The sequence below is a fragment of the Stenotrophomonas sp. 89682_Sma genome (assembly GCF_056481405.1).
In genome coordinates this window covers 2,279,895-2,294,513 of the sequence record NZ_CM151147.1, presented here as the reverse complement: position 1 = coordinate 2,294,513, position 14,619 = coordinate 2,279,895, and the positions used below count along the sequence as shown (strand labels likewise).

The following is a 14,619-nucleotide window of genomic DNA, read 5'->3' as shown; positions in this document are numbered from 1 at the left end:
CCCAGCAGCGGTGGCCCAACCCAGCGGTACCCACGCCACGGTCTACACCTGCCCGATGCATCCGCAGATTCGTCAGCCAGGTCCCGGCACCTGTCCGATCTGCGGCATGGCGCTGGAGCCGGAGATGCCCTCGCTGGAGGAGGACGACAATCCAGAGTTACGCGATTTCACCCGAAGGTTCTGGTGGACGTTGCCTTTGACGTTGATCGTCCTGGTCTTGGCCATGCTGGGACACCGTCTGCCCGGCTTGTCCACGCAGGCGCGCACCTGGATTGAGCTCGTGCTGAGCGCCCCGGTGGTGCTCTGGGCGGGGTGGCCTTTCTTTGAGCGCTGCCTACAGTCCATCGGCAATCGCAGCCCCAACATGTGGACGCTGATCGGCATCGGCGTGGCCGCCGCGTTTGGCTACAGCGTGGTGGCCACCGTGGCACCGGACCTGTTTCCGGACTCTTTCCGCGAGCATGGACGGGTAGGGGTCTACTTCGAGGCGGCAGCGGTCATCGTCTCGCTCACCCTGCTCGGACAGCTGCTGGAACTGCGGGCGCGTTCCAAAACCTCGGCGGCCATCAAGTCCCTGCTGGGATTGGCGCCCAAGACGGCTCGCCGCGTCAAACCCGATGGGGGCGAAGAGGACGTTGCGCTGGATCACGTGCACGTGGGTGATCTGCTTCGCGTACGACCGGGCGAGAAGGTGCCGGTCGATGGGGAAGTCATCGAAGGCCGCGCCAGTGTCGATGAGTCGATGCTGACCGGTGAACCCATTCCGGTGGAGAAGGCTGTCGGTGATCACGTTATAGGCGCCACGCTCAACGGGACGGGCGCCTTAGTCATCCGGGCGGACAAAGTCGGATCCGGGACGGTACTGGCGCAGATTGTGCAGTTGGTAGCCCAAGCCCAGCGCTCCCGCGCGCCGATGCAGCGTATGGCGGACAAGGTGGCGTACTGGTTTGTCCTGGCCGTGCTGGCCACGGCGGTGCTCACGTTCTTCGGATGGGGTCTGTTTGGACCCGAACCGTCCTGGACCTTTGCCGTCCTCAATGCCGTATCGGTTCTGATCATTGCTTGCCCGTGTGCCTTGGGTTTGGCTACCCCCATGTCGATCATGGTCGCCACTGGCCGCGCTGCGCAGGTCGGGGTCCTGTTCCGCGATGCTCAGGCGATCGAGCAGCTACGTCTGATCGACACGTTGATCGTGGACAAGACCGGTACGTTGACCGAGGGGCGTCCAGCCTTTCGCGACACGCTCTCCAACGCCGGCTTCGACGCCGATCAGATCCTTTGTTTGGCCGGCAGCTTGGAGCAGGGCAGTGAGCACCCCTTGGCCGAGGCCATCGTGGCTGAAGCCCAGCGACGTGGCTTGAACCTGGTGGCCGCCCAAGATTTTGATTCGCTCACCGGCCAAGGCGTCCGCGGGCGCGTGTCCGATCAGGATGTCGTGCTCGGCAACCAAAGCCTGATGGCGTCGGTTGGCGCCGATGTAGCACCTTTGCAAAGCAGCGCCGAGCGTCTTCGGAAAGAAGGCGCTAGCGTGATGTTCCTGGCGGTCAATGGTCGGTTGGCCGGCGCCATTGCGGTGGCTGATCCCATCAAAGCCACGACCTTGCCTGCCTTGAACCTGCTACGTGCCGATGGCCTGCACGTGGTGATGGCCTCCGGTGACGCACAGGCGACGGCCGAGGCCGTGGGGCGCACGCTGGGCATCGAGGATGTGCGTGGTGGCGTCAAGCCGCAGGACAAGGCCGACCTGGTCCAGCAACTCAAAGCCCAGGGTCGTCGCGTGGCCATGGCTGGCGATGGCATCAACGATGCGCCGGCCCTGGCGGCAGCCGATGTGGGCATCGCGATGGGGACGGGCACGGATGTGGCCATGTCCAGCGCCCAGCTCACCCTGGTCAAGGGTGATTTGAGGCGCATCGTGCAAGCCCGTGCCATCTCGTCTTTGACGGTGGCCAATATGAAGCAGAACCTGGGCTTCGCCTTCGTCTACAACGCCATCGGCGTGCCTATCGCCGCCGGCTTGCTGTATCCCAGCTTCGGCCTTTTGCTCAGTCCGATGATGGCGGCCCTGGCCATGAGCCTGAGCTCGGTTTCGGTGGTCACCAATGCCCTGCGTTTGTCCGGCTCCACCGTTGTTGCCACCCCCCACCCTGACCGCGCCGATGAGCCTGCGCGCGGCCATTCCTGTCACTGATGGCTCATATCCCACAAGGAGTACTGCAATGAAGCATTATGCCTCCCTCTCGATGATGGCCTTGTTCCTGATGGCGGGCGCGGCCTTCGCCGGCGGCCAGACCACCACGCCCACCACCGACCACGGTCAGCACAAGCCGGCGGCGGCCGATGCCGATTTCACCAAGCTCGATGCCAACAAGGACGGCTCGCTGTCCAAGGAAGAACTGGCCAAGCACAAGCTGGCGCCGCACTTTGGCATGCTCGATAGCAACAAAGATGGCAAGCTGAGCCCGCAGGAATTCGCTGCCGGCAAGGGTATGTAAGTGTTCTCAGCCCGGGAGCTGTTCCAACAGTTCCCGGGTTCTTCCGCCGTTCTGCCATTCCCACGGAGATTGTTATGTCCTCTTCGCACGGTACGCACGAAAACGCGCAAGACCCGCAGTCCCAGCACGCAAAACCGCACGCCTCACACCAACCTGCCCACCAGGCACAACAAGGGCATCAAGGCCATTACGGCCGCCTGTTGTTGATGATGGGCCTGTCTTTCGTGGCCATGTACGCATTGATGTACGCAATGGTCGATCAGTGGGCTAACGTCTATAACAACGTGAACCAGTTCTACATGGCGGGCCTGATGGCCGCTCCCATGCTGCTGATCGAGCTGTGGCTAATGTCCAGCATGTACCCCGATCGCCGACGCAATCTGATTCTGGCTGGTCTGACGGTGGCGTTCATGCTGTTCTGCTGGTGGGGCATTCGCACTCAAGCAGCGGTCACTGACAAACAGTTCATCCGTTCGATGATTCCCCACCACGCTGGCGCCATCCTGATGTGTGAGGAGAATCGTCTGAAGGATCCTGAGTTGGTGAAGCTCTGCCAGGACATTATTACCTCGCAGACACAGGAGATCGCGCAAATGAAGCAGTTGCTGGCTGAGCGTTCCCATTAGCTCACTGCCTTTTGCCAGCCGATATCACTTCACTGAGCCTGCGCACTGACCATTCGGTGGATCAAACGCGCGGCCACACGTGCGGTGGCTTGATCCGGATCCAGGGGCGGACACAGTTCCGCCACGTCGACCACACGTACCTTGCCCGAGGCCATGACCAGATCCAGCAGGGCTTCCAGGACCTCCAGACTCACCCCGCGTGGGTTGGGGGCGCTCACGCCCGGGGCCACCACCATTGAGTACGCCGGCAAGATCACCAGCGGCTTGGGTAGCTACACCCAGTGGCGTGGCTTGGGCTCACTGCGTATGGGCAAGAACCGTTGGACCGGCGTCTATTCGGCGCAGTACATCGGCAGCGCGGACGACATCATCGCCGTGCCCGACACGATCGGCTCGCATGTGTCCAGCGTGGTGTACCACAGCCTGCAACTGAGCTACGGCATCAAGAAGAAGTGGGATATCTCCGCCGGCGTTGAAAAAGTGCTCGATAAGAAGGCGCCGTTCGTGAAGAACAACCCCAACACCGACACCGACACCATGACGTACGACTTGCTGGGTCGTCGCTGGAATGTCCGCTTTGGTTACCACTGGTAAGCCACGATCACGAGGAGCTACACATCATGAGAAACACGCAACTATCCGCCACACTACTGCTGTTCGCTGTGGCCGGCAGTGCCGGTGCGCACGACCTGTTTGTCGCTTTCTCCAAGCCTGGCACCGCAGCGGGCGAGGCGAACACAGCGTTGGTGAACAATGGCACCTTCGATGAAAGTGCAGGTGCAGTCACCCGAGCGCGTCTACAGGACGTTTCGCTGAGTCAGGGCGGCGCTAAGGCTGCACCGGACTTGGCCAGTTGGAAAGAGGTCGGCAAGCAGAGCCAGCTCACCGTGCATCCGGCGGGCGAGGGCACCTATCTGCTGGGGGTCTCGACGATGGCCTCCACCAGCACGCGTACGGCCAGCGAGTTCGGCAAGTACCTGGAGTTGGAAGACTTGCCCGATACCCTGGCCACCTATGATGCGAGCAAGTTTCCCAAAGGGGTCACCTATAGCTATACCAAGCATGCTCGTACCATTGGACAGGTGGGCACAAAACTGACCGACGATTTCGCTGCCTCGCTGGGCTATCCGCTGGAGATCCGCTTGGCCCGCAATCCTGGAAGCGTGAAGGTCGGCGAACAGCTGTCGTTCCAGGTGCTGCAGCAGGGCACGCCAGTGCCCAACCTACGCGTGTACGTCGGTCATCGTGCTGACGCACCGGTCAAGGGTGGGCACGGTAGCGCTACGCTCCTGCGCACCGATGCCCAAGGCCAAGCCAGTTTCCAGGTGACCACCGCCAAGACCTGGTACATCCACACCAATCACATGGTGCCCTCTACACAAAAGGGTTTGGATTTTGTGTCGGATCGGGCGTCGCTGAGCTTTGAGATTTCCCCGCACGCCGGGCACTGATAAGTAAGCATGTAGGCGGTACTCTCCCCTTTGACGCCAGTCATGACTTCTTCCATGACTGGCGTCTTTTTGTGGGGACTTACCTCAAGTGCTCAGTCTGTCTCTCATTGGTCGCCCCGCGCCGCGCGCAATCCACGTCGCCGCACTAGATAGAACGCTGCGGGAATCACCACCATAGAGAGCACCGGTGCGGTGAGCATGCCACCCAGCATCGGCGCGGCGATACGTTGCATGACCTCCGAGCCGGCACCGGCACCGACGAAAAGCGGAAACAACCCGGCCAGGATGACGGCTACCGTCATCGCCTTCGGGCGCACCCGTTGCACGGCGCCTTCGTAGATAGCCTCTTGCAGGGTAGACACATCTTCCGGCGCACCGCTGGCCAAGCGCTGCTCCCAGGCATGACGCAGGTACAGCAGCATGATGACGCCGAACTCAGCCGCAACGCCGCCCAGGGCGATGAATCCGATCATGCTGGCCACCGAAATCGCATGGCCCAGCCCCCAGATCAACCAGAAACCGCCCACCAACGCCAAGGGCAAGCTGAGCAGGATGATGGATACATCGCTAAGCCGGCGAAACACCATCCAGATGACCAGGAAGATGATCGCCAACGCCGCGGGCACCACCCATTGCAGGCGTGCCAAAGCCCGTTGCAGATACTCGTACTGCCCCGACCACGCCAGACCATAGCCGGCAGGCAAACTCACCTGGGTCTGCACCGCGGCTTGCAGGTCCTGGACCACCGATCCCAAGTCGCGATCGGCCACATCCACGTAGATGTAGCCCACCAACCGGCCGTTATCGCTCTTGAGCATCGGCGGGCCTGGGCTGATTGACAGCTCCGCCACCTGGCTCAAGGTCAGTTGCACACCGCCTGGCGCGATCAGCGGCAGATCCTGCAAGGCCTGCAACGAGTCACGCTGGCCACGGGGGTAGCGCAAGACGATGGGATAGCGTTCGCGCCCCTCGATCGTTTCCCCGATTGGATCACCGCCAACGACCGTGGCAATCAGTTGCTGGAGTTGGCCTTGAGTGAATCCGTAACGTGCAGCGATTTCCGGGCGCACCTGTACATCGACATAGCGCCCACCCGTGACGCGTTCGGCCAGTGCCGAACTCACGCCGGGCACAGTCTTGGCCACCTGCTCGATCTGCTGGCTCAGGCGCTCGATCTGCTCCACATCGGGTCCGGAGACCTTGATCCCAATCGGGCTCTTGATGCCGGTGGCCAACATATCGATGCGATTGCGAATGGGCGGGACCCATAGGTTGGTCAGACCGGGAATCTTGACCGCTGCGTCCAACTCCTGGCGTAGCTTCTGGGGGGTCATGCCCGGGCGCCATTGATCCCGCGGCTTGAAGGTCACGGTGGTCTCAAACATTTCGATCGGTGCCGGATCGGTCGCACTTTCGGCACGGCCCGCCTTGCCGAACACGTGCTCAACCTCCGGTACGGTCTTGATCATCCGGCCCGAGAGCTGGAGCAACTGACGGGCCTTGTCGGCGGACAGGCCGGGCAGGGCCGTGGGCATGTACAACAGGCTGCCTTCTTCCAAGGGCGGCATGAACTCACTGCCCAACCGGCTAAAGGGGATCAAGGTGAGCACTAGCAGCAGGCCGCTGAGCAGCAAGGTGACACCGGGATGTTTGAGGACCCACAGCAGGATGGGCCGATAGCCAGCGATCAGGATGCGATTGATGGGGTTCTGCTGTTCCGGGCGGATGCGGCCGCGGATCAGGTAGCCCATCAAGACGGGGATCAAGGTCACCGACAACCCTGCTGCGGCGGCCATCGCGTAGGTCTTGGTGTAGGCCAGAGGCGAGAACAATCGCCCTTCCTGCGCCTGCAGGGCAAAAACCGGCACGAAAGACAGGGTGATGACCAGCAAGCTGGCGAACAGGGCCGGTCCGACCTCGGCCGCCGAGCGGGCCATCAGCTGCCAGCGCTCCTCACCCTGAGGTTCCCGGCCGTGCGCCTCCCGCCAGTGCTCCAGATGCTTGTGTGCATTTTCGATCATCACCACCGCTGCATCGACCATCGCACCAATGGCGATGGCGATGCCGCCTAATGACAGCAAGTTGGCGGAGATCCCCTGGGCGTGCATCACGATGAAGGCCGCCAGGATACCCAAAGGCAGGGTGATGACGGCCACCAACGCCGAGCGTAGGTGCCACAGGAACAGCAGGCATACCAGCGCTACGACCAGAAACTCTTCGCCAAGCTTGTGGGTGAGGTTGCGTACCGCATCCTGGATCAGCTCGGAGCGGTCGTACACCGGCACCACTTCCACGCCCTCGGGCAAGCTGGATTGCAACGCCTGCAGTCGCGCTTTGACGTTCCGAATGGCCCCCAAGGCATCCTTGCCGGTCCGCAGGACGATCACGCCGCCGGCCACCTCACCTTGACCATCCAACTCTGCGATACCACGACGGAAGACCGGCCCGCGACTGATCGTGGCCACCTCGCCGAGCAGGACGGGGATGCCGTCGTTGCCGGTTACCGGCACCTGTTCGAACGCCTCCTGTGTGCGCAGGTAGCCTTCGCTGCGCACCATCAGTTCGGCTTCGCCTTGTTCGATCACCGAGCCCCCGGTAGCGCCGTTGGCCGCATCCACCGCCTCGATGAGCTCGGCCACCGTCAGTCCACGGGCCGCCAACGCCTGCGGATCGGGCTGGATCTGCCAGGCGCGCACCGCACCGCCCACACTGGCTACTTCAGCCACGTCCGGCACGGTTTTTAGCTCATAACGAAGAAACCAGTCCTGCAACGCACGCAGCTGCCCCACATCACGTTGACCTGTCCGATCCACCAAGGCGTACTGGTAGATCCAGCCCAGTCCTGTCGCATCAGGACCCAGCGCCGGATTCACATTCGGCGGAAGTCGATCGCGTACCTGGCTCAAGTACTCGAGCACTCGAGAGCGCGCCCAGTAAAGATCAGTGGCATCGTCAAACAGGATGTAGACGAATGAATCACCGAAGAAGGAGAAGCCGCGTACCGCCTTCACGCCCGGCACGGACAACATCGTGGTGGCCAACGGGTAGGTGACCTGGTCTTCGATGATGCGCGGGGTTTGCCCCGCCCATTGCGTGCGGATGATGACCTGGGTATCGGACAGGTCCGGCAGCGCATCCAGCGGCGTGTTCTTTACCGACCAGATACCGACCACCGCCAGCAGCGCGGCGGCAACCAGCACCAGCACGCGATTGGCGATGCAAGCATGGATCAGGCGCGCGATCATGGTGTGCCCTCCATCGCTTCGGACATGACCTCGCTTGCCTGGCAATCAGCGGCTGCGGCGGGGCCGAACTTGGGTACCAACTGCATATCCATGAACGGTGACTTGCCCGGCTTTTCGAAATGCTTCTCCGGCACCATCGGGTCATACCAGTACTGCACCGGGCAGCGCGGCGGCGTAGAGGTGGAGGTGTCTGGCGCGACAGGCGCCGGCTGTCTGGACGGTGACGGCACGACAGTGCGTGGTTCGTGCCCGGCGTCATGGCGCTCGTGCACACCTGATGCGCTGGCAGGGCGTGTCGGTTGTGCAGCACCCAGGCGCTCCAACGCACCGGAGAGACTGGCTTCGGAGTCGAGCAAGAACTGACCCGAGACGACCACGCGTTCACCACCGGCCAAGCCTGCCACGATCTGCGTGCGCCCTTGCACGCTACGTCCCACACTCACCCGCACTGGCCGGAAGCTCCCGTCCGGATCCTGCACGATGACCCGGCTGTCCCGCCCGGTGGCGATCAGCGCCTCCGTGGGAACGACTGGCAGGGCCTGCTCGGCGTCGGGCTGCACCAGAACCTCGGCGAACATGCCCGGCACCAGCCGACGCTGCGGGTTGCGCAGCACAATTCGCGCCCGCTGCGTGCGACTAGCCATGTCGACCTGGGGAAGCAACGCCTGGATCTGTCCGGCAAAGCGCTCTGCCGGCCAGGCACTGACCGTGGCCTGCACTGAGGTCCCCGGCCGCAAGGTGCCCAGCGCTGCCTGGGGTACCGAGGCCTCCAGCCACAACGTGTCCAGCCCATTGATCTTGAACAGTGGCGTACCGGGCATCACCGTCTGTCCCTCGCGTGCCAGGATCTCGGTCACGACACCACTGTGGTCTGCGCTAAGCACGACGCCACTTCTGGCCGAGGCGCCAGAAGGAACACCCAACGAACGCAACCGTTGTTGCGCCGCACCCTGCAGCTCACGCGCGCCCGCGGACTGAGCTTGGCTCAGGGCATGTGCTTCGGCGATGGCCGCGTTCCATGCCGGGGCCTGCACGGTGGCCAGCGTTTGACCACGACGAACCTCGGTAAACGGCGCCTTTACCTGCACGTGGGTGATCAAGCCTTCCATGCGCGCACTGATCACGCTTTCCTGGGTCAGATCCCACGTCAGTGTGCCCGGCACGCGTACGGCAGTCCCTAGTAACTCTACCGTCACTTCCTGAGTGCGTATGCCCACGTTCTGCTGCAGGCGCGGATCGATCTGCGTTCCGCCCCCTATGGCCTCATCTGCGTATTTGGGCAGCAACTCCATATCCATGAACGGAGATTTGCCCGGCTTGTCGAATCGCTGCTCCGGCGCCATGGGGTCGTACCAGTACAGCACCTTGCGTGCTTGATCTGCGACGCTCGTGCCGGGGGGCGGGGTGGTATCAGAGGTTCGAGTCATCCAGGCGTAGCCGCCGGCAAAGCCGAGCGCCAGCAACCCGAGGGCCACGGCGAGCTGTGTGAGACGCGTCTTGGTCGGGCTCATGGCGTGTTCTCCTCATGGGGTAGCAGATAGGCCAGTGCCGCCCAGGCACGGCCCTGTTCGCCCAGCAGACGGGCGTTCTCCAGGTGCAATTCGATCTCATCGCGCCGCGCTTCCAGCCACGGCTGCAGGTCGGCACCGGCGCCGTAGGCGGCCAACGCCGTGCGTGCACGATCGCGCGCCAAAGGCAGGCTCTGCGTGTTCTGGCGCTCCAACTGGCCGGTTAACCCGCGCCATCGCGCTATCGCGCGTTGCACCGACTCGGCTTGGATGCGCCGGGCCTCATCGCGCTCTGCGGACACCGCCTCCAGCTCGGCCCGCCGTGCCGCGATGCCTCGTGCTTGGCGGTTCTTCTGGAACAGCGGCAGGCCCACACCCACTTCCACCATGAGCATGTCGCTGCGCGCCATGCCGTCGGGTGCGCGCTCGCGACGTCCGTAGGTGAGCTCCACACTCCAATCCGGGCGGGTTTCGGCCACGGCCGCATCCACCTGGGCCTGGGCTAAGCTCTCGCGTGCCTCCCAGCCCAGTAGTGGCGTGTGTTGGTCCAGTTTGGCCAGCAGTTGGGTGGGCTCCAATGGCAACTGCGAAAAATCCGGTGCCGCACCACTGGCCAAGATCGCCTCTGGTGCAATACCCAACCACCGCGCCAGGCCGGCCTGCGCGGCGGCGTGCTCCGCATGTACCTGCTCCAGGCGATTGTCCAACTGCAGTAGGGCGGCCTGGGCGGCAAGCACATCACTGGCCCCGGCCGTGCCGCCTGCCAAGCGAGCACGCGCCGCACGCTCGGCTATACGGGCCGGCTCGCGCAGACCTTCCAACGCATCTACGGCTTGCTGCGTACTCCACAGCTCGATCCAGGCCAGCGCGGCCGCTTGGGCCACCATCTGCTGTTCGGCCATCGACAGTGAGCGCGCTTGCGCCAGCGTCGCTTGCGCCAACGCGTGCTCGGCACGTCGTTTCGCACGCGCAGGAAACTCCTGCATCAGACCGATTTGCTGGGTGGTCATCTCATCGGCCCGCAAGCTGAAGGCATCGGGTCCGCTGACGGGCCAGTTCGCCAGCCCCACGATCAAACGTGGGTCGGGAAGCGCGCCAGCACGCGCGGCTTCTTCGGTACTGGCATCGATCTGCGATCGGCGCACCTGCAGGGTTGGGGCGTTAGCAAGCGCCCGTTGTAGGGCTTCTGTGTAGCTGATCGGGATAGCGGGCGATGCCGCCAGCACAGGACCACTGAGCGCCAGGGCAAACACGAACCCACACGCCATCTTGCGCCTTGCACGCAAGAAGAAAGACATCTCCATAAGACCTCCGGGAAACGACAACGAGCGCGCTGCAACGCATGCAGCACGAGCACGGGTCAATCCAGGAGGGGGCTTAAATCAGCAGGCTACAGAAGCGCTGCAGGGGAGGCGGATCGGACACGCACACCGGAACATCCCGATACAACTGCGCGTGTACCGGTGGCAACAGAGCCTGCACCAGCGCGAAGGCGGCCAGCGCGGGCTGGTAAGGCACTTGAGGGGCCTTCGCATCGGCCGTGGCGATGTGATCGCGCTGGCAATGCTGGTCGCACAACGCCGGAGCATCGGGATCCGGCGTGGACATCTCTTCGCAACCGACCATCAGGGTCGCTTGTCCAGCTTCCACCGATTCCAGCGGACAGGCGTAAGCCACCAGCGCGAGTTGCTGCAGCAGCAGCGCCCACAGTCCCAGCCATGCCAGTCGGGCACGAGAACGGGGTCGCCGCCATCGCCTCAGCAGCCTCACCATGACAGCTCCCGCACGCCCGAAGCAGCGCCTGCGGACGCTGGGCAGATCAGGGCAGGGGACGTGCGAGCTCTCATGATGGCCAGTCTAGCCCTCTTGGGGCCGACTGTCATTGATCAGGATCAAGCCCTCGCGCGGACTCAGCGGTGGCATCCGCCGCAGCAGGAGGATGCGACGGCCGGGGCGGCCGGCGTACCAGCCTCAGAAGGGAGCACCGCAGCGATCACATAGCCTTGCCGCTGGATAGCCTCAACCGCCTGTTCTACGGCAAGCAGGCCCTCGATCTTGACCACGCCACTGCCCAGATCGACGTCCACCTGGGCGTGGGGGTCAAGGGCCTGAATGGCTTGGGTGACCGTTCGGACACAGTGACCACAGGTCATACCTTCAACAACGAGATTCATGGACAACCCTCCAAAAGCATCGGCGGTTTGCCGACGGCGTGACGATGAGCCTTCCCACGGTGGGAAGGTCAAACGACAGGCAAGTTGAGTGGTAATCCGTCCCGCGTTGTTGACCTTCCCATCATGGGAAGGCTCAGGCTACCTGCTCGTTCCTATTGGCCCTCACTCCATGGACATAACGCTCACTTATGCGAATTAAGTTATTGATTATATTACATTAATACAGGAATCGCAAGGTCTGTAGTTGCACCGTGCCCTGGCCGGCCACAAACGCGATAAGCTAAGCATTCCTTAGTGCTAGTCATTCTTGATGTCATGACGATGCCATCTGAGCGCACCCGCAATGTGCTGCAGGCGGGCGCGTTCCTCAGGCAGCTAGCGGCCAGCCAAGCCGTGCCTAAAGAGGTGCGGCAAGAGGCATATCGACTGCTGCGGCACTATCCAACCGTCAGCGACATCGAGGCGATTGCTGAGCACGAAGAGCGGCTGCGAGCGCTGACCCAGTCGGCCTTCGTACGACCCTACCTGAGCAGCGAGATCGAGGCGGATTGGTTCTCCGGGTACCCGCTTGGCCCTCATCGCATCTGACCATGAAGCAACCGAGCAGGCCGCGTGGAAGAGGGACTACGTCTGCGGAGACAGCGCTGGAGGCTTCCTTTGAACGGGCCCGCGACAGTGCGGCCGAGGAACGCGCATTCTTCAAGCGACTGATGGATGCGATCGTGTACGTGCATGCGCCCATCTCGGACGACGCGCAGACACTGCGGCTGGTCCAGTTCCGCCATCCTGACGGTTTCGATGCGATCCCTTTCTTTACCTCGCTCGACAAGGCGCAGGCGGCCAGCTCGTCTGCTGTCAGAATTCTGGGAGTTTCAGGCCGTGAGCTGCTAACCGGTACTCGCGGCGCGACGTTGATGCTCAATCCCAACTACGGCGGCGTTGTCCTGTACCCGGAAGAGGTTGCGACATTGTTGGATACGGGCTTTCTGGCCAGGGTGGAACGTCTGGCGCCGGCGGAGTTCGCGGTGAGACCTGCCCAGGCCGCGCCGGCTTGGCTCGCTCCGGCCATCAGCGGCAGCCTTGAGCACGCCGACTTCGTCTCGTCGGCCTATCTCCTGGAAACTCACTCGTCAGGGGGCGTCGAACAGCCTCCCGGTCTGTTGATCTGGCTGGTGGTGGACCTGGCTTTCGCCGAGCGGGCGGCTCGTCTGGTGACCACCGCCATACAGCCCTTATGCTCAGATTTGGACGTCATCATCGACTTGGCGGTCCACGACGTATCGCTGCCTTTGCCGGCGGGCTTGGATGATCCCCAGATCCTGCCCATATTTTTTCACGAGAATCAAGCCAACTTGAGCACAGCTCATCGGCCTATGAGCCCTGAAGATAAGCTACTAGCACTCCTTCCGGGATTGACCGAGGAAGAGAAGGAACGGCGGACCCGCGAGGGTATGGCCGACGTCGACGCTGGACGTACGATCCCGCACGAGGAACTACTGCAATGGATCAGGCGACGGTCAGAGCCTTCTTGAAGGTTTCCGTTGGGTCAGGAGCGTGGAAACTCTTGAATCCAATATTCAAGAAGGGCACGCGTGCCTGAGCAGTACTCCAGGAATGCCTGTGTCACGCGGCTTCTGGTTCAATCAAGCCTAGGTCTGTAATCCACGAACTGCCTGACGTCGAGGGGTGTTTCCTCGTTGAATCATGGTGTTAGAGACGATTCGGCTGTTTTTCTCACGAATCCCTGCCGACCTTCTTGAAAAACTGAACCAGACCTACCCAAACGCTTCCGTAAGGCAGGTGGTGAGAGGGCAGGTTAAGCACATCAGGGATAGCAATCCCAAGGAGATAGAAGCGCTACGACAGGAGGCCAACGATCAACTTCCTACTATCGCCGAGCTAAAGAGGGTCAGTGCGGTTGATCCAGAGTTCCGGATGGAAAACAGCTTCTTTGGGCCCAAGCCAGTCATCACCGCCCGCATCATCAACCGCTCAACACTGCCATTGAGCGAAGCGAGCTGGAATGCGGCGCTGTACATCAATGGCGATGTACAGCCTGTAGCCACGTCGAAGGTGCGCAGCGATTTCCGTTCCATCGAAGGCCTCAAGCCCGAACACCATGTTACGGCTCGATTCACTGTCGGATTCGTCAAGGGCGATAAGGCCTGGACCACCTTGGCGATTCGTCAAGCTACATCCACACGCGTCGAGCTGGAGATGATCCCTGAGACAGCAATGGACTTTACGGACAAAGCCTATCTAAGTGCCGATCTTCAGAAGCGCATTGATTTCCTTGAGAACCAACTCAAGCAAGCGAGCGAGTTCGAAGATGTCTGATGCTACCAAGCCCCGCCGGCGGATCACCCTCCGGCGGGGCTTGGTAGCGGTACCGACGTTCACCCCCGCCAAAGAGGACCATTACACAATGCGCCCGTCCATCCTCGCCTTGGACTTAGAAGGAACGCTGATTTCCAACGCTGTAAGCCAGATCCCGCGCCCGGGCCTCTACGAATTTCTGGAGTCGGCAAAGTCGCTCTTTGAGGGTCTAGTCATCTTCACCACAGTTCCGGAGCCTAGATTTCGCGAGATTGCCGACCTATTGGCTTGCGAAGGAGCGGCCCCGGGTTGGTTTGCCCGCTTGCCATACATAGACTGGACTGGGCCGACGAAGGATCTTGCCAACGTTTCCCAGCCCATCGGCTCTGCATGGCTACTAGATGATTACGCCCCCTATGTACAACCGGGACAGGAACATTGCTGGGTCCCGGTTCAACTGTTTTGTTCTCCTTACCCCGAGGACGACGCGGGACTGGACGATGCCATCGAGGCAATCCGTAAGCGACTGAACGAGTACTAGAGGGCCATCTCTTGGCCAGCGTCCAATGGGCCACAGGCTCGCCGGTCAACCAAGGTCCAGCGCTTCGTTGGAGAACCGTCGATATAGACCTGGGGGGGCGTTTACCGCGATAGAGTCCTGAGCCCCCTCAAACCATCTCATGGACCCGTGGCAGCTGGTCGGTCTACTCAGACTAGAAGCTAAAGCTGCCAACTGCCGCTAGGTTCCAGCCAGTACGCCATGCCCAGCGGCAGGAAAGTCTCCATTGCAACGTCCAGGATCAA

At 62.1% G+C, this 14,619-nt stretch carries 15 protein-coding genes; 9 read left to right on the top strand and 6 right to left on the bottom strand.

Annotated features, from left to right (window positions below; all coding sequences use genetic code 11):
• The first annotated feature begins 55 nt into the window (after window positions 1-55).
• The 3 genes from ACZK29_RS10650 (at window position 56) to ACZK29_RS10640 (ending at window position 3,121) form a co-directional block, all read left to right on the top strand.
• Window positions 56-2,191, top strand: coding sequence for a copper-transporting P-type ATPase (locus ACZK29_RS10650; RefSeq protein ID WP_024957401.1), 2,136 nt, complete (start codon window positions 56-58; stop codon window positions 2,189-2,191).
• 28 nt (window positions 2,192-2,219) lie between these two features.
• A complete protein-coding gene (locus ACZK29_RS10645; RefSeq protein WP_311184594.1) occupies window positions 2,220-2,495 on the top strand; it encodes an EF-hand domain-containing protein in 276 nt (91 codons plus the stop codon).
• Between the two features lie 74 nt (window positions 2,496-2,569).
• Window positions 2,570-3,121 carry a DUF305 domain-containing protein gene (locus tag ACZK29_RS10640; protein ID WP_031269107.1) on the top strand — a complete coding sequence of 184 codons (552 nt, stop codon included), beginning with the start codon at window positions 2,570-2,572 and terminating at the stop codon, window positions 3,119-3,121.
• 29 nt (window positions 3,122-3,150) lie between these two features.
• Here ACZK29_RS10640 and ACZK29_RS10635 read toward each other — a convergent pair whose 3' ends face one another.
• Window positions 3,151-3,339 carry an arginase family protein gene (locus ACZK29_RS10635; protein ID WP_187756563.1) on the bottom strand — a complete coding sequence of 63 codons (189 nt, stop codon included), beginning with the start codon at window positions 3,337-3,339 and terminating at the stop codon, window positions 3,151-3,153.
• Between the two features lie 73 nt (window positions 3,340-3,412).
• Between ACZK29_RS10635 and ACZK29_RS10630 the strand changes: the two genes are divergently transcribed.
• Both ACZK29_RS10630 and ACZK29_RS10625 read left to right on the top strand, forming a co-directional pair.
• On the top strand, window positions 3,413-3,715 hold the full coding sequence (locus tag ACZK29_RS10630; RefSeq protein WP_223224793.1) for a TonB-dependent receptor: 303 nt from the start codon (window positions 3,413-3,415) through the stop codon (window positions 3,713-3,715).
• A gap of 26 nt (window positions 3,716-3,741) precedes the next feature.
• The gene (locus tag ACZK29_RS10625; RefSeq protein WP_049452571.1) at window positions 3,742-4,572 is read left to right on the top strand and encodes a DUF4198 domain-containing protein; all 831 of its coding nucleotides are present in this window, start codon (window positions 3,742-3,744) and stop codon (window positions 4,570-4,572) included.
• 104 nt (window positions 4,573-4,676) lie between these two features.
• Here the strand turns inward: ACZK29_RS10625 and ACZK29_RS10620 are convergent, their stop codons facing one another.
• The 5 genes from ACZK29_RS10620 to ACZK29_RS10600 form a co-directional block, all read right to left on the bottom strand.
• Entirely contained in the window at window positions 4,677-7,817 is a 3,141-nt protein-coding gene (locus tag ACZK29_RS10620; protein WP_005413407.1) for an efflux RND transporter permease subunit, read from the bottom strand.
• The gene (locus ACZK29_RS10615; protein WP_478447022.1) at window positions 7,814-9,328 is read right to left on the bottom strand and encodes an efflux RND transporter periplasmic adaptor subunit; all 1,515 of its coding nucleotides are present in this window, start codon (window positions 9,326-9,328) and stop codon (window positions 7,814-7,816) included. Before ACZK29_RS10615 ends, ACZK29_RS10620 begins: the two co-directional genes overlap by 4 nt.
• Window positions 9,325-10,629, bottom strand: a complete 1,305-nt coding sequence (locus ACZK29_RS10610; RefSeq protein WP_170935783.1) for a TolC family protein — start codon at window positions 10,627-10,629, stop codon at window positions 9,325-9,327. Before ACZK29_RS10610 ends, ACZK29_RS10615 begins: the two co-directional genes overlap by 4 nt.
• 73 nt (window positions 10,630-10,702) lie before the next feature.
• Entirely contained in the window at window positions 10,703-11,098 is a 396-nt protein-coding gene (locus ACZK29_RS10605) for a hypothetical protein (RefSeq protein WP_005413404.1), read from the bottom strand.
• Between the two features lie 137 nt (window positions 11,099-11,235).
• Window positions 11,236-11,478, bottom strand: a complete 243-nt coding sequence (locus tag ACZK29_RS10600) for a heavy-metal-associated domain-containing protein (RefSeq protein WP_224482004.1) — start codon at window positions 11,476-11,478, stop codon at window positions 11,236-11,238.
• A gap of 315 nt (window positions 11,479-11,793) precedes the next feature.
• Here ACZK29_RS10600 and ACZK29_RS10595 point away from each other — a divergent pair, with 315 nt between their 5' ends.
• The 4 genes from ACZK29_RS10595 (at window position 11,794) to ACZK29_RS10580 (ending at window position 14,356) form a co-directional block, all read left to right on the top strand.
• Complete coding sequence (locus tag ACZK29_RS10595) at window positions 11,794-12,087, top strand: BPSL0761 family protein (RefSeq protein WP_223224794.1); 294 nt, start codon at window positions 11,794-11,796, stop codon at window positions 12,085-12,087.
• A gap of 2 nt (window positions 12,088-12,089) precedes the next feature.
• Window positions 12,090-13,031, top strand: coding sequence for an SseB family protein (locus ACZK29_RS10590; RefSeq protein ID WP_049401588.1), 942 nt, complete (start codon window positions 12,090-12,092; stop codon window positions 13,029-13,031).
• Between the two features lie 175 nt (window positions 13,032-13,206).
• Window positions 13,207-13,836, top strand: coding sequence for a hypothetical protein (locus tag ACZK29_RS10585; protein ID WP_136191796.1), 630 nt, complete (start codon window positions 13,207-13,209; stop codon window positions 13,834-13,836).
• 88 nt (window positions 13,837-13,924) lie between these two features.
• Window positions 13,925-14,356 carry an NIF family HAD-type phosphatase gene (locus ACZK29_RS10580; protein ID WP_031269101.1) on the top strand — a complete coding sequence of 144 codons (432 nt, stop codon included), beginning with the start codon at window positions 13,925-13,927 and terminating at the stop codon, window positions 14,354-14,356.
• Window positions 14,357-14,619: the final 263 nt, after the last annotated feature.